This is a genomic window from Priestia sp. JSM ZJ58, assembly GCF_044383985.1.
GTDB lineage: Bacteria > Bacillota > Bacilli > Bacillales > Bacillaceae_H > Priestia > Priestia zanthoxyli.
Window position 1 is genome coordinate 2,432,561 of the sequence record NZ_JBISEM010000001.1, and the last position, 22,216, is coordinate 2,454,776.

Annotated in this window: 20 protein-coding genes; 4 read left to right on the plus strand and 16 right to left on the minus strand. The window is 38.2% G+C overall.

The features are described from left to right. Positions 1–27 precede the first annotated feature (27 nt). The 3 genes from ACH6EI_RS12930 to ACH6EI_RS12940 form a co-directional block, all read right to left on the minus strand. Positions 28–180 carry a hypothetical protein gene (locus ACH6EI_RS12930; RefSeq protein WP_155017243.1) on the minus strand — a complete coding sequence of 51 codons (153 nt, stop codon included), beginning with the start codon at positions 178–180 and terminating at the stop codon, positions 28–30. 690 nt (positions 181–870) lie between these two features. Next, the gene (locus ACH6EI_RS12935) at positions 871–1,107 is read right to left on the minus strand and encodes a hypothetical protein (RefSeq protein WP_223546589.1); all 237 of its coding nucleotides are present in this window, start codon (positions 1,105–1,107) and stop codon (positions 871–873) included. Between the two features lie 681 nt (positions 1,108–1,788). Further along, a complete protein-coding gene (locus tag ACH6EI_RS12940) occupies positions 1,789–2,721 on the minus strand; it encodes an alpha/beta hydrolase (protein WP_098112591.1) in 933 nt (310 codons plus the stop codon). Positions 2,722–2,921: 200 nt separating this feature from the next. Between ACH6EI_RS12940 and ACH6EI_RS12945 the strand changes: the two genes are divergently transcribed. Then, positions 2,922–3,197, plus strand: coding sequence for a hypothetical protein (locus ACH6EI_RS12945; RefSeq protein ID WP_034266052.1), 276 nt, complete (start codon positions 2,922–2,924; stop codon positions 3,195–3,197). A 33-nt stretch (positions 3,198–3,230) separates the two neighbouring features. On the opposite strand, the gene ACH6EI_RS12950 is transcribed toward ACH6EI_RS12945, so the two are convergent. The 3 genes from ACH6EI_RS12950 to ACH6EI_RS12960 form a co-directional block, all read right to left on the minus strand. Beyond that, positions 3,231–4,079 (minus strand): YihY/virulence factor BrkB family protein, encoded by an 849-nt coding sequence (locus tag ACH6EI_RS12950; RefSeq protein WP_108674717.1) that lies wholly within the window; start codon positions 4,077–4,079, stop codon positions 3,231–3,233. 189 nt (positions 4,080–4,268) lie between these two features. Continuing rightward, positions 4,269–4,472 carry an alpha/beta-type small acid-soluble spore protein gene (locus ACH6EI_RS12955; RefSeq protein ID WP_013056997.1) on the minus strand — a complete coding sequence of 68 codons (204 nt, stop codon included), beginning with the start codon at positions 4,470–4,472 and terminating at the stop codon, positions 4,269–4,271. A gap of 127 nt (positions 4,473–4,599) precedes the next feature. Beyond that, a complete protein-coding gene (locus ACH6EI_RS12960; protein WP_098999315.1) occupies positions 4,600–5,460 on the minus strand; it encodes a dimethylarginine dimethylaminohydrolase family protein in 861 nt (286 codons plus the stop codon). Positions 5,461–5,667: 207 nt separating this feature from the next. Between ACH6EI_RS12960 and ACH6EI_RS12965 the strand changes: the two genes are divergently transcribed. Next, complete coding sequence (locus tag ACH6EI_RS12965; protein ID WP_108674716.1) at positions 5,668–7,839, plus strand: MMPL family transporter; 2,172 nt, start codon at positions 5,668–5,670, stop codon at positions 7,837–7,839. 45 nt (positions 7,840–7,884) lie between these two features. Here the strand turns inward: ACH6EI_RS12965 and ACH6EI_RS12970 are convergent, their stop codons facing one another. Continuing rightward, positions 7,885–8,184: a YxcD family protein gene (locus ACH6EI_RS12970; protein WP_014460159.1), complete on the minus strand. Its 300-nt coding sequence runs from the start codon at positions 8,182–8,184 to the stop codon at positions 7,885–7,887. Next, the gene (locus tag ACH6EI_RS12975) at positions 8,172–8,627 is read right to left on the minus strand and encodes a hypothetical protein (protein WP_033578944.1); all 456 of its coding nucleotides are present in this window, start codon (positions 8,625–8,627) and stop codon (positions 8,172–8,174) included. Before ACH6EI_RS12975 ends, ACH6EI_RS12970 begins: the two co-directional genes overlap by 13 nt. A gap of 553 nt (positions 8,628–9,180) precedes the next feature. Here ACH6EI_RS12975 and ACH6EI_RS12980 point away from each other — a divergent pair. Further along, on the plus strand, positions 9,181–9,786 hold the full coding sequence (locus ACH6EI_RS12980) for an RraA family protein (protein WP_034266024.1): 606 nt from the start codon (positions 9,181–9,183) through the stop codon (positions 9,784–9,786). 22 nt (positions 9,787–9,808) lie between these two features. On the opposite strand, the gene ACH6EI_RS12985 is transcribed toward ACH6EI_RS12980, so the two are convergent. The 5 genes from ACH6EI_RS12985 to proC all read right to left on the minus strand — a co-directional run bounded on the left by ACH6EI_RS12985 (position 9,809) and on the right by proC (position 14,178). Then, positions 9,809–10,171, minus strand: coding sequence for a VOC family protein (locus tag ACH6EI_RS12985; RefSeq protein WP_013056991.1), 363 nt, complete (start codon positions 10,169–10,171; stop codon positions 9,809–9,811). Positions 10,172–10,209: 38 nt separating this feature from the next. Beyond that, entirely contained in the window at positions 10,210–10,407 is a 198-nt protein-coding gene (locus ACH6EI_RS12990; RefSeq protein WP_013056990.1) for a cold-shock protein, read from the minus strand. 358 nt (positions 10,408–10,765) lie between these two features. Beyond that, a complete protein-coding gene (locus ACH6EI_RS12995; protein WP_028413397.1) occupies positions 10,766–12,028 on the minus strand; it encodes a glutamate-5-semialdehyde dehydrogenase in 1,263 nt (420 codons plus the stop codon). A 114-nt stretch (positions 12,029–12,142) separates the two neighbouring features. Then, positions 12,143–13,249, minus strand: coding sequence for a glutamate 5-kinase (gene proB / locus ACH6EI_RS13000; protein WP_028413398.1), 1,107 nt, complete (start codon positions 13,247–13,249; stop codon positions 12,143–12,145). Positions 13,250–13,335: 86 nt separating this feature from the next. Then, positions 13,336–14,178, minus strand: a complete 843-nt coding sequence (proC, locus tag ACH6EI_RS13005) for a pyrroline-5-carboxylate reductase (RefSeq protein WP_028413399.1) — start codon at positions 14,176–14,178, stop codon at positions 13,336–13,338. A 451-nt stretch (positions 14,179–14,629) separates the two neighbouring features. Between proC and ACH6EI_RS13010 the strand changes: the two genes are divergently transcribed. Next, complete coding sequence (locus tag ACH6EI_RS13010) at positions 14,630–18,190, plus strand: CheR family methyltransferase (RefSeq protein ID WP_028413400.1); 3,561 nt, start codon at positions 14,630–14,632, stop codon at positions 18,188–18,190. Here ACH6EI_RS13010 and ACH6EI_RS13015 read toward each other — a convergent pair. The 3 genes from ACH6EI_RS13015 to ACH6EI_RS13025 are packed head-to-tail and all read right to left on the minus strand — an operon-like array spanning position 18,187 to position 22,039. After that, positions 18,187–18,807 carry a hypothetical protein gene (locus tag ACH6EI_RS13015; protein WP_033578942.1) on the minus strand — a complete coding sequence of 207 codons (621 nt, stop codon included), beginning with the start codon at positions 18,805–18,807 and terminating at the stop codon, positions 18,187–18,189. The two genes, ACH6EI_RS13010 and ACH6EI_RS13015, sit on opposite strands and share 4 nt — an antisense overlap. Then, positions 18,804–19,511 (minus strand): cobalamin B12-binding domain-containing protein, encoded by a 708-nt coding sequence (locus ACH6EI_RS13020; protein ID WP_308124273.1) that lies wholly within the window; start codon positions 19,509–19,511, stop codon positions 18,804–18,806. The genes ACH6EI_RS13015 and ACH6EI_RS13020 overlap by 4 nt, the downstream gene beginning before the upstream one ends. Further along, entirely contained in the window at positions 19,505–22,039 is a 2,535-nt protein-coding gene (locus ACH6EI_RS13025) for an AAA domain-containing protein (RefSeq protein WP_108674714.1), read from the minus strand. The genes ACH6EI_RS13020 and ACH6EI_RS13025 overlap by 7 nt, the downstream gene beginning before the upstream one ends. Positions 22,040–22,216: the final 177 nt, after the last annotated feature.

Here is a 22,216-nt window from a genome sequence, read left to right on the forward strand (position 1 = left end):
TAACTTTTCTCTGTATGGAGTGTTACATTAAACTGATAAATTGATTTGACTAACTAATTTTTCTAAGTCCTTAATTAATTCTTTAGGCGTCCCTATATTGTTCATTACGTCATTACATATCTTTAGAAGCTCAAGTTTAACTTCTATGCTAATTTCCTCAGGTTTTAATTGTTCATTCACAACACACAGCCCCTTAACGAGTAAATAATATCACGAAAAAGGTTATTTTTTTATATATTCAATTATTTCCCTTATCAGTTTTTCGATAATTTTCTTTTTGAATCATTCTCATTCTCTGCATTTTCTTTCCTATAATTAATGTAATCCATCACTATACTTTCTATAGCTTTTAATAATTCTTTTACTTGCTTTTCTGTAAATAAGCATTCTCTAATAGGTTCTCTTATCTTCTTAATCTTCGTGTACTTCTTACCATCTACACCAAAGTGAACCTTATGGTGATGTGCTTTACGATCACTCTATAAGTTTTACTCCAATCCTCTTTAACTTCTATAAGGTGATAGGCTATTTCAATAGGAGTACACCTGCCTTCTTCAAGACAGACTTCATCTAAAGGATTTAATCTCTTCTTCCTATTGCATAATTTAATTCATGGGTTACTAGATTAAAAGGCTTTCCCTTCCTTATCTACTCTCTGTTCCTTGTACTCTTAATGATTATCTTTTTTGCACTTGTCACAATATGTATCATAAGCTAATTGACGACATTCCTCTGTGTTACATATCTTAGATGGCTTCTTAGGCATGTTGTTTAGCCACCTTTTTTACCATTTATTATTTAGCACATATTTTAATTTGCATACTATAGATATAATAAAAAGCCACTCTTCAGAGTGACTTAGCATTAGATTTATTTTTTTACTTCTTCAGGTACATAATCTAAAAGTGTGGATATTATCATATTAAAATGCCATGGAGTAAGGTTATTACCAGCACTTTCTTTTAGCTCAGTTCTTAGTTTTTCGCCCCATACTGGATATTTATTATTACTTTGTGCTTCCTCTAACATATGACCTACTACATTTATTACTTTATAATACTCATTTTCTTTTGCACTGATATAATAATCTTTTTGTTCATAATCCATAACTCCACCTCCTTTTAGTTACTTATTATTTTCTCTTCATTAACCAAATCAAACTTGTTAATTACCTAAAATAAAAAGTCGACCCTATGATTGACTTTCTCGACTGAATTAAATATCATCTCTTTCAGTCGCTTTAAATACTGCTTTAATTTTGTAGGTATCTTTCTTACCTTTTACGGCAGTAACCCTTGTAATCAGTTCAATAATAACCCCTGAAACTGAATGGTATTGCAGGTCCTGAAATAGGCGTCTGCCCCCCACCCAAAAATTTTGGAGCTTTCGCAGGATACCCTAACGGATAATTTCCCCACCAACTGTCAACTTCACCACTAGAATTCAGTACATATCCAGTAGGACGTCCAAAAGAAGGCATGAAATAAGGGTAGAAAGCATAGTTAAAAGGAGTATAAAAATTAGAATAGAACATTTAATCACCTACTTTGTTTCAACTTGTAAAAAACCTTCATTAAGATATGAAATCTTTTCTTTTATTGTGAAGCATCATTTTCAATAACTTCTATAACATTGTCTTTATTTATAACATTGAAATAACTTTAAAAGAGATAATAGGCTATTTTTTTGAAACTCTTTTTAACCTTTTCTCCCTCCAAATACAGAAAAGAACAGCACATCAATGTGCTGTTCTTTTCGAGTTTATATGATTTATGACACTATATATCCTTAAATAGAATCAAATACTTGACGCAGTTGAGCTGCGCTTTTATTGATCGCCTGCTGAGCGAGTGGAACAAATTCATGAAACCCTAAAAACCCGTGAATCATTGTTTCATAATTTTCGTAGGTGACGGGAACACCATGATTTTTTAATGCGTCCGCGTAGTCTTTTCCGCTATCTCTTAGAGGGTCGTACTGTGCTGTAAGAATGGTAGCGCTCGGCAGGCTCGATAAATCTTCTAGTAATACCGGAGCGTTATAGGGATGCTGTTCTTCTTCTTTATTATTTAAGTACTGAAGGCGAAACCAATCCATAAGATCTTTTGAAAGAAGATATCCTTCTGCATTTTCTTTCATAGATGCAGGGTGCTGATTTTTAAATCCTACAGATGGATAAATAAGCAGCTGATGAACAATGGATGGACCTTGTCTTTGTTTTGCTAAAATGCTTGCAACCGCAGCAAGGTTGCCACCGGCACTATCTCCTCCAACGGCAATTTTGTTTGAATCAATATTTAATTGAAACGCGTGAGCTGAAATCCACTCCAAGGCGTCATAGGCATCGTTCACCGCAGCGGGAAATTTACTCTCAGGAGCAAGGCGGTAATCAACAGACACTACAATACAGTTTGTTTCATTTGCATACGACCTGCATATGGAGTCATGAGTATCCAGGCTTCCTAATACCCAGCCTCCTCCGTGATAATAAACAAGAGCGGGAAATGGCCCTGTTCCTTCAGGCTCATACACTCGTATAGTGAGGGTACGTTCATTTAATTGGATTTCTTCATTATATACTTTTTTAACTGCTTCTTTAGAAGGAGTTAAAGACATTTTTTCCATTTCCCTCAGCTGCAGGGGTGTAACGTCCTCTAAAGAAGGACGGGGCATTTCGTTATATTGATTTAGAAATATTTGAATATGCGGATCTAACGGCATTTTTCTTCTCTCTCCTTTCAAGGTAACTCTATATGTAATGATGAATGAAATTTCAGAAAAAATCCAATATATTGTCTTCTCGGCAGGCTTTTGTTTGTTTTAATTAAAAATGGGTATAACAATTAAATAAAGAGGATGATATTCGTATATATTTTATTCTCACCTATATAAATATAAATACGTACAAAGGAGGCACAATGATGATTATTGTTTATATAAGCTTAGCTGTTGTTTTGGCATCACTTGCGTATCTTATTTACGCAGGCGTATCATTTAATAAAAAAATCAAGCCAACTGTGAACTCTGTAAACGCCACTTCTCAACATCTTCAAAACGAAACTGATCATATTAAAGAAAAAACAAACCATTTAAAAGTAACACAAGCAGCGATTAAAACGGATATACAGTACAAAAAAGATTCGGTCAAATATACAGCCAACTCATTTAAACAGCTTGTTAATAGCTTTAAACGTTAAAAAAGGAAACCTTTATAAAGGTTTCCTTTTTTATTACATCGCCTGAGACGTATCTTTAGGAGGTGCAGCCGTTTTGTTTCGTTGATAAATAGCATTAATCTCTCCTCCAATGACGAGAATTAACCCCGTTAAAAATAGCCAAAGCATCAGAACAATTACGCCTCCTAAGCTTCCATAAGTAGCAGAATAATTGCCAAAGTTGCTTACGTAAAATGAGAACCCTAAAGATGTCAGCTGCCATAGCAGCGTAGCAGCGAGTGCTCCGGGCCATACGTGAGCAAAAGGAAATGTTTTATTTGGCGCTAATCTGTATAATACGGATAAAACAAGTACCATAGTGCCGACACCAACAATCCAGCGCAGAATATTTAAAACCACTGTTGTACCTGAAGGAAGAGAAAACCATTCGCTTATCCAATTTAACAAAACCCCTCCGAACACTGGTAAAAGAAGCGATACAACAATTATTACAATTAATCCAATTGTTAAAAGAATGGACAAGCCTCTTACTTTAATAAACGAGCGCTGTTCTTTCACGTCGTAGGCTTGGTTCATTGCACGAATAAAGGCGTTCATACCGTTTGAAGCGGACCAAATGGTTCCTAAAATCCCTACAGTCAGTAACCCGCCGTTTGGTTGGCTCACAAATTGAGCTACGTTATCTTTAAAGATTGCAGCCGTTTCTCCCGGCATAACGCTTTGAAGAAGATCGATTGCCTCTTCCGGTTTAATCGATAGATACGGAACAATCGATATCAGTAAAATAAGCATAGGGAATAATGATAGCATATAATAATAGGCTTGCTCAGCCGCTAGTCCCGTTGCTTGGTCTTCTTGAATTTCTTTACCAAGACTTTTTCCAAATGATAATAGCTTTTTCATGATAAACCTCTACTTTCTCTTTTTTTGTTCTTTTCCCATTTTATGCACTTTTCAACCTTGAAAGTGGAGAATTTCGAGCAAAATCTCAAATCAAGCGACCATGAGAAAGTAGAATGATGTTTCCTACACAAAAAAAGTTCCGGCTCAAAAGAGCCAGAACTTTTCATCAAAGTGTTTATGTAGAGCAGACTAGCGAATGTGTCCTTGTGCACCGCTTAATTGCTGCTGCGCCATAGCAACAAGATGCTTCGTCATTTCTCCACCAACAGAACCATTTGCGCGAGCCGTTTGTTCCGCGCCAAGCTGAACGTTAAGTCTTCCCGCGATTTCCGTTTTTAACTGATCAAGAAGCTGTTCAGCACCTTGAACTAAAATAGGATTACGATTTGCCATGTTTATCACTCCTTTCCTTCAACAGCTTATATAGGTTAATGTTCCTTTCACTTGAAATTTTATACAATATCCTTCAAAAAAAAGATCTCTGGCTATCGCCGAGATCTTTTTTTCTTTTTAAGCTTTTTTACACTCGTTCAAGAGGCATTGTACAGCAGCGGAAAGAACCGCCGGATTTAATAATTTCAGATATATCAACTTCAATTACTTTATAGCCTCGTTTCCTTAACTCTTCATTCACTTCTGTATTCATTGGAAGACTGATCACCCGTTGATTACCGATGGATAATACATTGGTTCCCATCGTAAACTGCTCTTCTTTTGTTACTTCAATTAAATCATATTTCATGCGAAGTAAATTTAATTCTTTTTCATGTAAAGCGGGTGAAAATACAAGCGCTTCTGTAGATGATAAAATATTTAACACACAATCAAGATGAAGATAAGACCGATCAATAGGAATCGGAACAACCTCATACGCTGGAAGCAGCTCTTGGATATGCTCCACGCCTTCTTCACTTGTACGGTCGCTGAGTGCAATAAAAATAGCTTGTCCATCAATCAGCACATCTCCACCTTCAATGGAGTGGTCCGGTACCTGATGGAAAGGAATACCTTGCTGCTGCAGCCAATCGGCTAGTACCTGTTCTTCTCCGCTTCGAATTTCGCTGCCCATTTTCGTGACAATAACGGTATCTCCGAGCGTATAGCCAATATCCCGTGTAAATACTTGTTCTGGAAATGGCTCTTGTGCAGATAGCCCGATGACTTCCACTCCTTCTTTTTGAAGGCATTCGACAAATTGACGATGCTGTTTTGAAGCCAAGCTCTCATCAATGTTTTCGTCCGCATAGTGCTTTTGTGTTTCATTAATAATTTCTTCAATTTTCATATATGTAGGTGGACAAACGACCACACGTTTTAATGTATCATACTCATTTTTACATCCATAACGATTCGTCATTTTAGCTGGCTGTTTCATTTGCATCTTTTTAAATCCCCCTTCGTGCATTTATGTACAGTGTTCCCTAAATCGCCTGAAACATAAACACGATTTTGCTAAGGAAACACCCCTGCGCATCTATCTGAAAAGCTTTTTCAGGCAAGAAAAACAAAAAAACACAATACTTCTTCTAATTACAATAACTGTTAGTATAAAATAGTCTAGTAACTGTACAAAAAATTGGAGGTAAATATGAATAAAATAGCGAACGCATTATATGCGGGCAGAAAAATTTTATTACTGCTGTGGGTCATCCTAATTGTCGGATTTGGCTTTTATGCGGCTAAGCTTCCTTCTGTGCTTGGAGGAAACGGATTTGAAATGAAAGGAATGTATAAAGATACCGAGCAGCTTTTAGTTAATAAATTCGATGTTAGCGAAGCTCAGATCATCGTTTTGTTTGAAAAAAAAGACGGAGTTTCTGACTCGAAATTCCAGCAAACGATCGCTCAGTATATGCAAAAAGCAAAGGACAAATCAGACGCGTCGAACGTTGACATGCCAACGGCTTCTAACAAGATGATAAAAGGAAGCACAGCGTATGGAATTATCCACTTTAATCACGATGATGGAACGATGGATAAACGAGTGGAAAAAATCAGAACTCTTTCATCTGAAGAAAAAGAAATGAGTGTAAAATTAACCGGTGGTCCTATTATTGAAAAAGATATGAATACAGCAAGCCAAGCAGATTTAGCAAAAGCAGAAGCCATTGGTATTCCTGTTGCTTTAGTTGTGCTTCTTCTAGCTTTTGGCGGCGTGGTAGCCGCTGCAATTCCTCTTATGATAGGAATTGTAACTGTCGTTACCACCATGGGCGTTGTCTATTTCTTTCATCCGTACACAGAGCTGTCCATCTTCATTTTAAACGTGATTCCAATGATTGGATTAGCTCTTAGTATTGACTTTGCCCTTTTATTTATTAATCGCTTTAAAGAAGAAATTCAAACGAAATCGGTAGAACAAGCAATCAAAATCACCATTCAAACAGCGGGACGCTCAGTCATCTTCTCCGGATTATGCGTATTTATTGGATTAGCGGGAATGCTGTTTATTCAAGTTGATATTTTTCAAAACGTCGCTCTTGGAGGAATGGCTGTTGTTTTTATTGCTGTGTTTTCAGCTCTTACGCTGCTTCCTTCCATACTGGCTATACTAGGTACACGCATCAATCGTCTACGCATCTTAAAAATCAGTGAACAAGGCGGTCAATCTAGGTGGCGTTCATTCGCTACATTTGTCATGAAAAAGCCTGTAGCTATGACGATTGTTTCTCTTATTATTCTGTTAGTAGCACTTATTCCCGTTCGAGACATGCATCTAGAAATACCGTCTTCAGAAGCACTGCCAACAAAATACGAGTCTCGTCAAGCTTTTGACACGTATAACGATACGTTTATAAATAAAAACACGGCAGACGTTTATTTTGTGTTAGAAGCTAAGCAAGATATGCTGAAGGAAAAGCCTTTAACAAATGCCTTTACTTTTATAAAACAATTAAAAGAAGATTCGTTAGTTAAGCAAGTTGATTCTATTTCTACCGCTTTAAACGTAAAATCCAGTGATCAGCTTCAAGCTATGCTGAACAACCCGCAGATAAGCGCGCAGACAAAGCCAGCTGTAGATTCGTTTATTAACGAACATTATATGCTCATAAAAGCTACGCTAGATACAGACCAAAATTCAGATCAAGCAAAAGATTTTGTTCGAAAATGGAAAGAGAAACGTTCACCTTTCACCGTTCATATTGGCGGCTATCCAAAATTCGAACAGGAAATATTTGATGAAATTTATGAAAAGGCGCCTTATGGCCTGGCTCTTGTTTTATTTTCAACGTATGTCATTTTAATGATTGCTTTTCGTTCCGTCCTGATTCCTTTAAAAGCTATCATTATGAATATTTTAAGCTTAACAGCTACGTTTGGTTTACTTGTATGGCTGTTTCAAAATGGACATTTAGGTCTTACCCAATCCAATATCGCTTTAGTGCTGCCGGTCTTTGTTTTCGGCCTTGTATTTGGGCTTAGCATGGACTACGAAGTCTTTTTGATTTCACGCATTCACGAAGTGTATCATCAAACGAAGGATAACAATGTAGCAACGGTAGAAGGCCTAGCTTCCACTAGTAAAATCATTACGAGCGCTGCTTTAATCATGATTGTCATTACAGGAGCCTTTGCTTTTACAGACGTAACGCCTGTTAAACAAATGGGTGTAGGAATTGCCTTAGCTATATTTATCGATGCAACGATTGTCAGAATGCTTCTTGTCCCTTCTCTTATGAAATTGCTTGGAGATGCCAACTGGTGGTTTTTCACTAAAAAAAGCGATAAGTCCAGTTCCAACGAACAGGTAAAATCATGATAAAAAAACCCGCTCAAGTGAGCGGGTTTTTCATTGAAGATTTCTTTATCGACTTAATTTAGCAAAAGCGATAATGCCTTCTTCATCGTCTAATTCCAGTTCTAGTCCTGCTGCGTATGGGTCTACGTTCATTTCCGTATCCAGCCAATAGCGCAGGGCTTCGATAATGTTCAAAGTAATATGAACCTGTTTACGATCATGCACGTATGACTCTGCTGAAAAACCGTAGTCATCATCATACATTAGCTCAATCTCTACTTCTTGAGGCTGAACTTGTTTTTTTTCTGCGATATACAAACACATCGCATTGATAATATCTTGTTCAGAAATTTTTATTGTCTCCAAGATTTCACTTCCTCATTTTTACGCTTGTTGCTACGTACGCTTTGGAATAACTTTACTACAAGAAGAATTAAAGCTACAATCACAAGCATATTTACCATAAAGCCTAAAATTGGGCCTAATGGTCCTAAGCTAGATAATAAGCTTCCAAATAATAAGCCCGCAATTCCTCCCATTAAAAGACCTTTCATTAAGCCGCCGCGCTTTGAACCAGCTGCTGTACTTTTAGATGATGAGTTTTTAGACGTATTGTTTTGCTTAACCGAATTACTGTTATTGTTTTTAAATAAGCTTGATTGGTTATTGCTTCCGCTGTCAAAAGAGCGCTTTCCTGATTTATACCCTTTTGCACTTGCTACGTTTGAACCGTCATGAATAAGTGATCCACCGACTGGTGAAAACACAACCGCTAATGCGATAAATGCGGCCAATAATTTTTTTACCATTGCTTTCCCTCCACTAAATGACTAACGTCACATATGTTTTTTCATATATGATTTCCATATATGTTCCTACGTTTCATCATACCAAAAGGTTTCACTTTTTTATATAAAAATGCATAAAGCTCCATTAAATGTTCACAGGATTAAACATTTAGACGCGTTTCATATGGATATAAGACCCTTTTATGTACACATCAGTGAAATTTATAAAACTAACAAAGACTCTTCATCTTCGTTAACGCTTATTTTACACTTCGCCCAGCATATTACTTTCGCAGAGTTCTGTAGCAAGTCCCCTCTTTTAAAAATACCTTTATACGCTCCCTTCGCTCCTATTGGTGGTAATAAAGGAGATATGAGTTTACATGACGAATACCATACAGGAAACAGCGTCTCAGTATAGTACAATGCATCGAAAAATGGTTCTGAACACCTTTAATATTCCACGTTTGTAGTCGATTCGTAGTCAAATGTTATCTACTCCCCCTTTCATAAATAAGAGCTTTCTCTTATATGAATATGTATAGATAAACTAAAGTTACAAAGGAGAGATATGATGTTGAATGAACAGCTCCCATTATCAACAGCAAATTTATCAGATGCAATGGAAGGTGCCAACCACTTAGACTTTTCTATTAAGCCATTACAGCGTCATTACAAACTATTCGGGCCGGCTCTTACCGTAGATACGCCTGCTGGCAATAATTACTCAGTGCTTGAAGCGATTCGACTAGCGGAGCCGGGAAGTGTGCTCGTTATTGATGGTAAAAGCTACTGTAACCGTGCCTTAGCAGGAGATTTCGTAGTAGCCATGGCGAAGCTTGTTGGAATAAGCGGTATTGTACTAGATGGGGTTATACGAGATCAAGAAGACATCGAAAAGCTCGATTTCCCCGTATTTTGTAAGGGCTCTACAATCGCAGCAAGCAGCAAAAAAGAGAAAGGAAAGGTAAACGAGATCATTTCCTGCGGGGGCGTAAAAATCCGTCCTGGGGACTTTATTGCAGGTGATGACGGTGGAGTGATTGTCATTCCCAAGGAGCAAGCCGAAGAAGTATTAGCAAAAGCGCGAGAAAAATGGCAAAAAGATAAAGACCGAGAGAACGAAGTATTAATTAGCAAAGAAACGGTATATACCTATTTAGATAAAGCCCTAAAATAAAAGACCTCCGCTTGGAGGTCTTTTATTTGTCATATTGTAAAAATTCTAATCGATTTCCAAACGGGTCATGGACAAAAAAACGCTCTCTCCCTGCAATAGGCTCTTCTTCAGAAAGAACGCAGCCCGAATGTGCCAATTTACGTCTAAGCGTCTTGATATCTTCCACGACAAAAGCTGGATGCGCTTTTTTAGCAGGTATGTAGTCATCTTGAATACTGATATGCACTTCTTGAGTCCCACATTGAAACCATATGCCGCCTCTGTGCCTTAAATTTTCCGGCTTAAGAACAGTTTTCATTCCTAAAAGATTTTCATAAAAATTTCTTGCTTCTTGCTCGCATCCTTCTGGACCAAGAAGCTGAACATGATCAATTCCCAGAAACATCCACAAACCCCTTTCAAAAAACGTCTTCCTAAAAGTTATTAATCAATGACTCTAGGATTGTGAATAACCTGCAGCTCTTTTACAGCTTGCTTCATTTCGCTTTTGCAAATTGGACAAGTTGGCTGATCTCCGCTTTTAAAGTTATCTCGAACCCAACAATTACACGTATCTGATGTACATTCCCAAACTTTTGTTTCTTCAATAACAGCCGGCTCTAAATTTTTACGATTATACATACACATCGTCTCCTTTAAACAGTACTTTTTAAGTGGATAATAAATGAAGATTAACTTAGCGTGTAAATGCGGTAAATGGTGCAAGATAAAGTGATACTATACATCCGTAAATCAATCTTTGAGGAATAATACGGCGTCTTGAAAGACTAAAATAAAAATGAAGTTATAACAAAGCAGATAGCAGTTGCTTTTCTTAAAACAACGGGATAGTCTGAAAAGAACAAAAATGAAGATCACAAAAATTATATATTTTACTATTATAACAGAGTTTATAATTTTTTACAAATCAGCTTCCATTTACTTGTGTTGCTTTTCATAAAAAAAAAGCGAGCACATGATTAGGCTCGCTTTTGATTTCTTATCGAGTTTGTCCGTTTCCACTCATAATATATTTAATTGTCGTAAGTGCAGGAAGTCCCATTGGACCACGTGCATGAAGCTTTTGAGTTGAAATCCCAATTTCAGCTCCAAATCCTAAAGCTCCTCCGTCAGTAAAGCGCGTAGATGCATTATGATACAGTGCGGCTGCATCAACTAATGACATAAAGCGTGAAACGGCTTGTTCATCTTCTGAAATGATGGCTTCGGAGTGTTTTGTTCCATATGTTTCGATATGGTCAATCGCTTCATCCACACTCTCTACTACTTTCATCGCAATTGCTAAGCGTAAATACTCTTCAGCCCAGTCTTTTTCAGCCGCTGGTTTTGCTCCAGGAATTTCACCTACTGTCGCTTTGTCACCATATACTTCAATACTATGATCGTTGAATGCTTGAATCAATTCATCTTTATGAGAATCGAGCCAGTTTTTGTGTACAAGAACCGTTTCTGCTGCGTTACACACCGCTGGTCGATCTGTTTTTGCATTAATTAAAATCGGAATGGCCTTCTTAACGTCAGCTTTTTCATCGATGTAAATATGGCAGTTTCCGACTCCCGTTTCTAACACGGGAACGGTTGCGTTATTGACGACCGCTTGAATCAATGAAGCCCCTCCGCGCGGAATCAGCACGTCAATATGCTCTTTCATTGTAAATAATTCTTGCGTAGCCGCACGATCTGTACTTGAAATAAACTGTACCGCTTCTTTAGGAATTGGCGTTTCATCAAGAGCTTTATGAATAATGTCCACGATAGCTTGGTTAGATGAAATAGCTGAAGATCCGCCTTTTAACACAATAGCATTTCCAGATTTCAACGCTAGCCCTGTTGCATCTACCGTTACGTTTGGACGTGCTTCATAAATCATTCCGATCACGCCAAGAGGCACCCGTACTTGCTTTACATCTAGACCGTTATCCAATGTCCAGCTTGATAAAATATCGCCTGTTGGATCATCTAGCTCAGCAACTTCACGAAGGCCGTTTGCAAATTCTTTTACACGTTCCGCTGAAAGAGCAAGGCGGTCCATAAGCGCTTCGTCAAAACCTTTTTCTTTCCCGTTTTTTAAGTCTACTTCATTTGCTTTTAAAATATACTCCGTGTTGCTTTCAAGTGTAGAAGCAATCGTTAACAGCGCATCGTTCTTTTGCTTTGTTGTTAGTAAACTTAATTGCTTAGCTGCTTTTTTTGCTGAAATAGCTTGTTCTTCTACTGAATACGTTTCATTTGTTTGTAACACCAAATCACTCCTGGATTCGTTTTAGTTTTGTTTGATTTTAAAGTGTGAGGCATAAGAGGTAAATGCAATCATGCAAAGAAAAGGAAGGGCTCCTTTTCTTTACAGCATGTTTGCTTACAAACCGACCGGTACTGGAATTTCCAAGTGACACACTAGACCTTCGCTGTCAACAATCGGTTGATCAATTGGCTCATTCAGTGCAAGTTCATCAGATGAATAATTTGTCACGCCAAGAGCCAGCTCATTGTCATCTTTATCTAGAATACGTACAACTGCTCGTTCACTAAAGTGGCCTTTAATATATTTAACATGCTCGCGAAGTAAAGGCTCTTTATCTTCAATAATTGCACGTTTCGCGGCATCTTCGACTACTATTTCCCCTTCAGGACCAGAGTTAAACGCAATCCACTGCTTTTTCTGATTAAGGTTCGCAGAATCATCTTCAGATTCAAAATACGTTCCTGTTGCATCCCCGTCAACCGCTTGTGTTAAAATGTTTGGCACGCCAGCTCTTCCTAAAAATGCTGGAATTCCTGACGCCATAGCGATTTTGAACGCGTCAATTTTCGAGCGCATACCGCCTGTTCCAACTGAACTTCCTGAATCTCCTGCAGATTCTTCGATGTCTTGCGTGATTTCCCCTACATGAGGAACTAATTTTGCATTTGGATCCTGACGAGGGTCTGCGCTGTATAAGCCATCGATATCCGATAAAATAATAAGCAGGTCGGAATCCACTAGTCCAGCAACTTTAGCTGAAAGTGTATCATTGTCGCCAAATTTTAATCGATTGATGGTTACCGTGTCGTTTTCATTGACAATTGGTACGATACCACGTTCTAACAGCACATTAATTGTATTTCGTGCATTGTTGTAACGATTTTCGTCTGAAAAATCGTCTCTCGTAATTAAGATTTGAGAAGCAACGTATCCATGTGATAGAAACAGTTCTGAATAAGCCTCCATTAACAGTCCTTGACCAATTGAGGCAGCTGCTTGTTTTTCAGGTAAAGAGCTAGGTCGCTCTAAGCAGCCAAGCTTGCGGTATCCTGCAGCTACAGCTCCTGATGAAACCAATAGCACTTCATGACCGCTGTCTTTTAAGTCTACGACTTGATCCACAAGGCGCTCGAGCTTCCGTCTGCTGATTTCACCGTGTGAACTTGTTAATGAACTACTTCCAATTTTAATTACAACCCGCTTCTTATTGTCGGGACTCATCAAATCACTCCTAGTGTGTTCTGTATGTTTTCTTGTTTATGATTATTTTTTGTGGTGAGGAATTCACGAAGAAGATAAGTGACGAATTAATTAGTACTTGCCACTTTTTGTAGTTGAGCACTCATTTCTTTTGAACGCTTTGATGCTCCTTTGACTGCTTGCATCATTGCTTCTCCGCCGCCGTGTTTAGCTAAGGCGTCTAAACCAGCTGCTGTTGTACCGTTTGGAGACGTCACATTTTCACGAAGCTCCGTCGGCGTTTCATCTCTTTCCATCATCATTCTTGCTGCACCGTAAATGGTTTGGGCGCCAATTTCACGTGCTAGCTCAGGATCGAGACCTTCTTCTTTAGCTGCTTTTTCGATATGCTCCATAAGGAAATAAAAATAAGCGGGTCCACTTCCGGCAATTCCTGTGAAAATGTCCATTTGAGGCTCATCAATCACGTACACTTTTCCGATTGCAGAAAGCAGCTCTTTTGCTGTTAGCACAGCATCCATTGCAGCATATTGACCTGGAGATATAGCCGTTGCTGATTGCTGAATCATACTTGATGTATTCGGCATCACTCGAATGACCTGCTGTTCATCATGCAATAACTCTTCCATGTAAGAAGATGAAATCCCTGCAAGAACAGATAGGACAAGCTGGTCTTTGTTGATTTGAGGCTTTAATTCGTTTAATGCCTCTTCAGCGCCTTTTGGCTTCATCGCTAGAATAAAAACGTCAATGTCATCTGTTTTCAGCTCGCTGCGCTTTACTGCTTTGATACCATATCTATTTTCAAGTTCGTGCAGTCGCGCATCATTGCTGCGATTTGTTACGATAATATTTTCAGCAGGTAATTTCTTTGCATTGACCATACCAGAAATCATCGCTTCTGCCATTGATCCAGCACCTAAAAAAGCAACTTTTTGTTTTTGATCCATCAAATCTCCCCTGTCATTTGTTCGTATTTTTGTTCTCGTTTCTTTCAACGGTTCCTATAGTAACATGCTGAAAAAGAGTGTCAAGTTGAATTTAACCGGTTTTTTCCTCCTTGAGCGTATAACCTTATGCGCATGTAAGCGTAAACAAAACTTTTTTAAATATTTTTTTCTGCAAAAAAAAACGATTTTTTTTATAAAAATACGTTTATATAAGGAAAATCGGGGCATACTATATAGTTTGGACTTTAAAATTTTTTTGCGAAAAATAGAGGAATTTTGAAAACGTTATTTGAACAATATAATAGGTTTGCTAAAATGAACCTATGTACCAGCATCTTGGTTTTTTTTGAAAAATTTACTTTTGATGTAAACCACGCTGTGCTGTCGACATTAAAATAAACAAAACGACATACAATCTAGGAAGTGTCGAAACATTATTGGAGGTTCTATTATGAAGAACAACTCGTTTTCTACAGTTCCATCGTCTTCAGAAGGAATAGAGAAACAGGATTTACACGTTGTGGGAATTGGCGCTTCTGCCGGAGGGTTAGAAGCTATTGAGCAGTTTTTCGCTAATATGCCTTCACCAAATGGAATGGCGTTTATTATTGTACAGCACCTTTCCTCTAAATATAAAAGTTTTATGCCCGAACTTTTAGCAAAAAAAACAGGAATGAATATCAAACTGACACAAGACGGGATGACTTTACAAGAAGACACAATTTATTTAAATCCTCCCCATCATTATGTGACCGTTGTGGATCATACTCTTCGCCTTCGTCCTTATGAAGAAAATGATCAGGTAAAGTATCCGATTGACGCCTTTTTTCATTCTCTGGCCGCTGCAAAAAAACACCGGTGCACAGCCATTATTTTATCGGGAAAAGGAAATGATGGAACAGGAGGAGCAAAAACGATAAGAGAGTATGGCGGAACTGTACTTGTACAAGATGAAAGCACAGCAAAGTACAGAGATATGCCCCTAAGCGCTATTGATGCACACCTTGCTGATTATATTCTTTCTCCTGCTGATATGCCTGACCTTGTGCAAACGCATGTCAGCCAAACTGAATTTACATATAATGAAGAAACGCTGCAATACATTTATTCATTAATAAAGAAGAAAACAGGCATCGACTTCTCTATGTACAAAAAAAACACGGTGCTGCGACGACTTGAAAAAAGAATGGCTTTACTCGATCCGCCCTCTCAAACGATGGAAGAGTACCGGGACTATTTATGTAAGGAAGCCGAAGAAATCGTCGAACTGCAGCGAGACCTGCTGATTGGAGTGACGCAATTTCTTAGAGATAAAGAAGCATTCTCTATTATTGAAGAACAAGTCATCCCTCAATTAGTTGAAAGAAAGATTCATAGCCAAGAAGATGAAATCCGCATCTGGGTAGCAGGTTGTTCTACTGGTCAAGAAGCATATACATTAGCTATTTTGCTTCATGACTATTTATCAACAATCAACCGTTATTTCGATGTCCGAATCTTTGCTACGGACATCGATCGTCATGCAATCAAAAGAGCGAGTCAAGGCATTTATGAAGAAGCGGAAGTTCATTCCTTCTCAGCAGCTCAGATTAATGAATATTTTGAGCAAACAAAACACGGTGGTTATCAAGTTAAAAAAACAATCCGTAAAATGATTGTTTTTGCCCCGCATAATATAGGAAAAGACTCGCCTTTTGTAAACGTTGATTTAATCAGCTGTCGAAATATGATGATTTACTTCCAAGCTGAACTGCAGCAGCGCATTCTGTCTCTTTTTCATTTTTCTTTGACAGAAGAAGGCGTACTTTTTTTAGGCCCTAGTGAAACAACGGGAAATTTGTCTGATTTGTTCCGCCCTATCAACAGTAAGTGGAAAATATTTAAACGTTCGGGGCAGCCCAGCCGACAAATTACAGGAGCTTTTAATCTTTCAAAATCCAGCTTGCATGAAGGTGATTTTTCTAGCGTACCGCTGCCAAGTCAACTTTATAAGCCTCTTCCTTCGCTTAAATTGGATGAGATGTATCAGTCAATGATTGATCATTTTATGAGCCCTTGTCTTGTATTAAATGAATACAACGAAGTGATATTTTGTTCAAAAGAAGCGACTCAGCTTATTAACGTTCCTGTGGGGAAGATTAATTATACCATTTTCAAAATGGTTCCCGTTCACGTCTCTTTAGCCATTGGAGCAGCTATTAAACGCGTAAAAGAGCAAGGTATGAGCGTATGCTGTCAGCACATTGAATTTGTCATAAACAACGTGCAGCGCCGTTTTAATATTACGATATCTGCCCTTCCAACAAATCACTCTCTTTACTTACTTATGTTTGATGAACAGACAGATAGTGCCATTATTGATAAGGAAGAGCCCATGTTTCTTAATCAAACAAGCTCTATTAGTGAGCTTGTAGTAGATTTAGAGCAAGAGCTTCATTACACGCAGCAGCATTTGCAAACGACGATTGAAGAGCTAGAAACAGCAAATGAGGAGCTAAAGTCCACGAACGAAGAACTGATTGCTTCCAACGAAGAGCTGCAGTCCACAAATGAGGAATTGCAGTCTGTTAATGAAGAGTTAATTAGTGTTAACAACCAGTACGAGCGAAAGATTGAAGAATTAACGGACTTAAACAACGATATTGATAATTTATTAATCAGTACAACTATTGCTACCATCTTTTTAGACGAGCAGCTGAATATTAAATTATTTACGCCGGAAACGAAAACAGTAATCAACGTTCTTCATCAAGATATCGGAAGACCTTTCTTTCATATTTCGCATAACTTTAGATATGACCATCTAATTGAGGACGCAATGCACGTTTTAAGAACAAATAACACCCTTCAAAAAGAAATTCAAAGCTACGATAACCAATGGTATAGCATGAAAATGATGCCTTATCGTACGAATGAGAATTTAATTAACGGTGTAGTTATTACGTTTATTAATATTACAGAAATTAAACGTTCAAATGAAGAATTGGCTATTACATCATTTGCAGTAGCTCACAGTCCTACGGGCATTTTTATTACCGATCATCAAGGTAAAATTAAGTACATTAATCAAAAATTCATGGAGCAAAAGCATGCGCCGCAAGAAGTATTTGGGCTGCACCTCTACGACTTATATACAAAAAAGCTAGGCGTTAAAAGATTCCCTAAAATTTGGAATGAAGTATACAGAGGAGAAAAATGGAACGGAGAAATTTCCTACGTTCAAGAAGACGGAGAAACCGTTTGGGAACAGTTAGCCTTAATGCCTGTTAAAAATGATCAAGATGAAATCATCCATTACATTGGTTTAAGTGAAGACATTTCACAGCGCAAACAGTCGGAAATGATGCTCAAAAATTCAGAGATGCTGTCAGCACTTGGACAGCTGGCTGCCGGCATTGCCCATGAAATACGAAACCCTCTTACATCATTAAAGGGCTTTTTACAGCTTATGATGCAAGAAGAAACGTATAAAAAAGAATATATGGATGTCATGATGTCCGAGTTTAACCGCTTAGAGCTGATTATTAGCGAACTGCTCATTCTAGCCAAACCCGAAGTCGTAAAATATGAAAATAAGCAGATAAATTTAATTCTTCAAGACGTATGTACACTGCTGCATACACAGGCCATTCTTAAAAACATTACTATTTCAACGGATTTTGAAGAAAAATTACCTGTTGTTCATTGTATTGAAAAAGATATGAAACAAGTATTTATCAACATGGTGAAAAATTCTATTGAAGCGATGGATGACCCCGGGTCTATTCTAGTGGTATCTAAATTTGATCCAGATACAAATCAAGTAGTCGTCCAAGTGATAGATGAAGGAAAAGGCATGCCGAAAGATCGATTAACACGAATTGGCGAGCCTTTCTATACAACAAAAGAAAAAGGAACAGGATTAGGATTGATGGTGAGTCATAAAATCATTAGTAATCATAAAGGAAGCATTTCGTATGATAGTGAAGAAGGCAAAGGAACAACGGTAGAAATCCGATTGCCGCTTTCTTAATGTACTTTGTTCTTCTGTCTTAAGCAGTCAAGCTCCTGATTAATTAAATCTTGAATGTCAAACAAATGTGTAGAGACCAATTCAATATACTCTCCTTTTCCTGCTTCAATTACGTCGGAGCGGATAATACTTAGGAGGTCTTGAATGGTTAGCACATTTGTTTTCATTTCTCGAAAATGACGCTGAAGATCAACTAGCTGCATTTTTTTCGCCGTTTCTACATCTGTTTCTCTGACCGAAAAACCTTGGTTCACTTGTGGTGAGTCTTGCATAAGTATAGAGCGAAACTGTTGAAGGGTTGATTGAACACTCATCATATGCTCATGAATAGGATAGCAGAAAACAGCATGCAGCGAATGGTACGCTTCAGGCTTAAAATGAAAATCAAAAAGAGCAACCGGGTTGGAAAACGTGCGCATATTTACTTCGATTTGCACTTCTTCCTTTCCCTGGAGTGCTCTTTTTACTTTTTCTTGGCTGTCTTCATCAACTAGATCTAAAAAGTTCTGAACAGGCGGGAAATTTTTCGTGACGCTTGGTGTAAATTCAATTATTTCGTTGTCTTTATTGAGTAAAAACATTGGAACCGGAATGTGTTGAATCGGCAAACTGATCATATTTCTTCCCCCATTACTAACATTTTATCTTGCGTCGAACTTTCTTTATTGTTGATTAGAAGCCAGTCTTTAAAAGCTTGAATATGATTAATGAATATAGTTTTTGAAGATCCTGAAGCCGATAAATCATGCGTGCTGAGAAGCCTGCTGCCCACTAATACAAGAGGACTTTGCGACATGCTTTCAATCTCAGCAATGTATTTTTGTAAATCAGGCAGCAAATGCACTTGTGAGACGGACAAACATACTACATCAGGATCCCATCTTTCAATGCTTTTTAGAGCGAACGGCAGCGGCAAGTTTGCTCCTAAGTTTTTAACTTCCCATCCGTGTTCGCTCATAAGTCCTGCAATCATTTTAATGCCTAAGTAATGCTCTTCTCCTTCAATACAAAAAAGAAGTGCTCGATTACGCTGAAGCAATTGATGCTGTGATAGCTGAAAGCGAGTTAACACATAGTCACAGGCTGCAGTAGCCAAATGCTCGTCCGCGACTGAAATTTTATTTTCTTGCCACCTTTTCCCTACCTCATACATCGCTTCTGTCAGAAACGTATATACGTCAGTTGAAGAATGGCCTTCTTCTATATATATAGCAATGAGCAACCAGCTTTTTTGAACGTCTCCTTCTAGCAAACAATCAGCTAAAGCCGCTACACTACGAGAGTAAACGATAAGATCACGCCCTTTTCCTAAAGTTACAATAGATCTCTAGGCAAAACTTCTTTTTTGCACGATGGACAACATGCGTAGACGCCTTTATTTTCATCATACTCTACGTTCATCGGCTGCTTGCATGCTCTACATACAGCATGTACGTAGTTTAAATATTTTTCCACTAATAAACGTGTTGCCCCACTTGTTTTCCCGCAATAATAGCAAATAAACCTTACTTTTCCTTTTTTTGTTACCTCTACTTCTCGCATATGCTTACAAGATTCACAGCGATCCCAGCTGCGAAGATAATTACTCAAAGAATATTGTGGTTTATTTGTTTCTATATACATTTTTGTTTCTTGATTTCTTGTTTTATCTTCGGTAAAGTCAATTGACCGAAGAAGCTGTTTAGCGCCTAGCTTTGACTCAATTCTAGCTGCCATAAACGCTTCTGTTTTTCCGCCGTAAGGCATATTGATCCATATAGTGGATTCATCAATGATAAGCAGTGACATCGGAACAGCAGATGAAATGACATGAGCGCCGTCAATTCGAACTTCTTTTGGTTCACGAGTAAGAACGGTCACTTCACCTTTAAATGAATGTAACATACCCCATATTTCTTGAGGGACAAGAGAAGCATAAGGAATACACAATAAAATCTGCTGCCGAGCTTGATATAAGTCTTTTTTTAACTGACTGCTGTTCGATGGATGGTACCAAATCAATTTCCGATGCTGAATGACTTCTTTTAAAAATTGCTGAGGTTGGTATACTTTTTGATTTTCGTTAAAGTGGTTGACCAACTTCCATAATGCTCGCTCCTTTGGTACACGCTGCTGAACAAACGACCCGTCTGAAAACATCATAAATTTTCCTTTTGAACGCGTCACCGCTACATTTACCAATCGGTCGCTATTTTCATTTGTTAAAAGTAAACCTGGTTTTGACTGCGGCTTTGTATCGACCGTATCAAAAATCATGATATCTCGTTCCGCGCCTTGAAATTTGTGTACGGTTGCTGCGATTATACCGCTGGCTGGTTCAATATCTTGAAGAAATGCATTGATTAATTTAGCTTGAGACTTATAAGGAGTCACATAGCCAATAGTAGCCGAAGAAGCTTTGCGTGCCTGCAGCATCAAACTTACCGCCAAAACAGCTGTTATCACATTGTATCGTGAGCCGGAAGCGACATCTCGCATAGCGGAAGAGTGCAACTGACCAATGTTAAGCATAAGCGCTGCTTCATGAGAAAACGGCCGGCTGCTTGCTACTACTTCTCGACTTGTTGTGACAGATGGATGATCCCCTACTCGATTGCTGTAAATATAGCGATTTGTAAAAGCTGAGATATCTTTATGCATTCTTCTTTGCTTTTTCAACATAAAAAGATGCGGGTGGATCTCACCGCTTTCTACTTGCTCTACAAGACCCGTCTGCTCAAATAAATCTCGCTGCAGCCACTTCTTCACTTCAGCATGAGAAGATTGAGATACCGGGGGAAGCTGTTTAAAATCGCCGCATACGACAATTCGTTTTCCTAACGTAGCTGCAAAAGCAATTTGCGGTGCATATGCCATACTAATTTCGTCTACCACAACCATATCAAATTCACTTTGATAAAATAATCGGTCAATAGCCGCTTTTGATAAAGTAGTGCCTACAATATACGCTTGATCAAAAACATTTTTCTCCGCTTCAATCCACTTGTTACGAAGGGCGTTTAGCTTTTTGTTAACTTGCTGAAGCTGGTGAGCTCTATTGGGATATCTGCTTAAGTAGACTCGTTCTTCTTGCAAATCAAGCATCTCCTGAGCTAAATCCGGATCATCTTCTCCAATGACTTCTTCTACTTTTATATTTTCTAAGCCGCTGCTTTTTGTTGCTCCGTATCGAATGAGTTTTCCTTTTTTCCAAGCTTCTTTCTTTTTTAACTGACGTGCAGTTTCTTGCAGCAAACCGTCCACCGCTGCATTACTGTGAGATAATAAAAGGACACGCTTTGATTTCCGGTAATAGCTTGCCGCGATTTTGGACAGCGTATATGTTTTCCCTGTTCCAGGAGGCCCCCAAATATAAGTAGTACGGTTATAACGCGCTCGCAGCAACACTTCATGAAGAGCGTTCTTAGACGTATACTCTTTATGACGAACAGGACTATCGCCTCTCATAAGACGTTTGATTCTTACTATTTTTTGCTTGTAGTCTTTTGCTTCCGTCAGTCTATCAATGAGCGCCTGCAATAATTCCCATGGTTCGTTATATATATCGAGTTCGTCTACTTCTTGTCCAATAAACGCATCTATTTTAAGGTACAAATCAAATCCTTCCGTTCCGATAACTTCTCCTTTACTTTCTTTATGCTGGTGGACAAGGCGTACCTGAGCTCCATCAAAAAGGTATAAATCGGCTGTGCGTTCAAACCGGTAAAGATACGCATCTCCCTGCTGCCCTAAGTACTCTCCTTTTCCTACCGTATACTTTTCTCCGCCGTGTTTCTTCATATAATTAATCTCAATTGAAAGTGCGCGCACCCATGCTTTTAAATATGAAGAGATAGAGCGTTTTTCCATAGATGTCTAACTCCCTTTTTATCCGTTCATTTCTAACTTGTCTATTCTATCATGTCATTTGAATATAGCATAGCTTCTTTCCTCTTCATTTTTATAAAAGGAGAACACCTTTTTTACTAGTCTATCTCTCCAGACAAATTAGGACTTTTTTCATCATAATCGTAAAAAAACTGCGTT

Excerpts from the sequence above, each read along its gene's own strand:
- proB (WP_028413398.1), bottom strand. The coding sequence starts at position 13,249 with ATGAGTCCCGACAATAAGAAGCGGGTTGTAATTAAAATTGGAAGTAGT.
- ACH6EI_RS13015 (WP_033578942.1), bottom strand. The coding sequence starts at position 18,807 with ATGATCAGTTTGCCGATTCAACACATTCCGGTTCCAATGTTTTTACTC.
- ACH6EI_RS12945 (WP_034266052.1), top strand. The coding sequence starts at position 2,922 with ATGATTATTGTTTATATAAGCTTAGCTGTTGTTTTGGCATCACTTGCG.
- ACH6EI_RS12985 (WP_013056991.1), bottom strand. The coding sequence starts at position 10,171 with ATGTTTCTGGGAATTGATCATGTTCAGCTTCTTGGTCCAGAAGGATGC.
- ACH6EI_RS12975 (WP_033578944.1), bottom strand. The coding sequence starts at position 8,627 with ATGGTAAAAAAATTATTGGCCGCATTTATCGCATTAGCGGTTGTGTTT.
- ACH6EI_RS12990 (WP_013056990.1), bottom strand. The coding sequence starts at position 10,407 with ATGTATAATCGTAAAAATTTAGAGCCGGCTGTTATTGAAGAAACAAAA.
- ACH6EI_RS12980 (WP_034266024.1), top strand. The coding sequence starts at position 9,181 with ATGTTGAATGAACAGCTCCCATTATCAACAGCAAATTTATCAGATGCA.
- ACH6EI_RS13010 (WP_028413400.1), top strand. The coding sequence starts at position 14,630 with ATGAAGAACAACTCGTTTTCTACAGTTCCATCGTCTTCAGAAGGAATA.
- ACH6EI_RS12965 (WP_108674716.1), top strand. The coding sequence starts at position 5,668 with ATGAATAAAATAGCGAACGCATTATATGCGGGCAGAAAAATTTTATTA.
- proC (WP_028413399.1), bottom strand. The coding sequence starts at position 14,178 with ATGGATCAAAAACAAAAAGTTGCTTTTTTAGGTGCTGGATCAATGGCA.
- ACH6EI_RS12935 (WP_223546589.1), bottom strand. The coding sequence starts at position 1,107 with ATGGATTATGAACAAAAAGATTATTATATCAGTGCAAAAGAAAATGAG.
- ACH6EI_RS12940 (WP_098112591.1), bottom strand. The coding sequence starts at position 2,721 with ATGCCGTTAGATCCGCATATTCAAATATTTCTAAATCAATATAACGAA.
- ACH6EI_RS13025 (WP_108674714.1), bottom strand. The coding sequence starts at position 22,039 with ATGGAAAAACGCTCTATCTCTTCATATTTAAAAGCATGGGTGCGCGCA.
- ACH6EI_RS12955 (WP_013056997.1), bottom strand. The coding sequence starts at position 4,472 with ATGGCAAATCGTAATCCTATTTTAGTTCAAGGTGCTGAACAGCTTCTT.
- ACH6EI_RS12950 (WP_108674717.1), bottom strand. The coding sequence starts at position 4,079 with ATGAAAAAGCTATTATCATTTGGAAAAAGTCTTGGTAAAGAAATTCAA.
- ACH6EI_RS12960 (WP_098999315.1), bottom strand. The coding sequence starts at position 5,460 with ATGCAAATGAAACAGCCAGCTAAAATGACGAATCGTTATGGATGTAAA.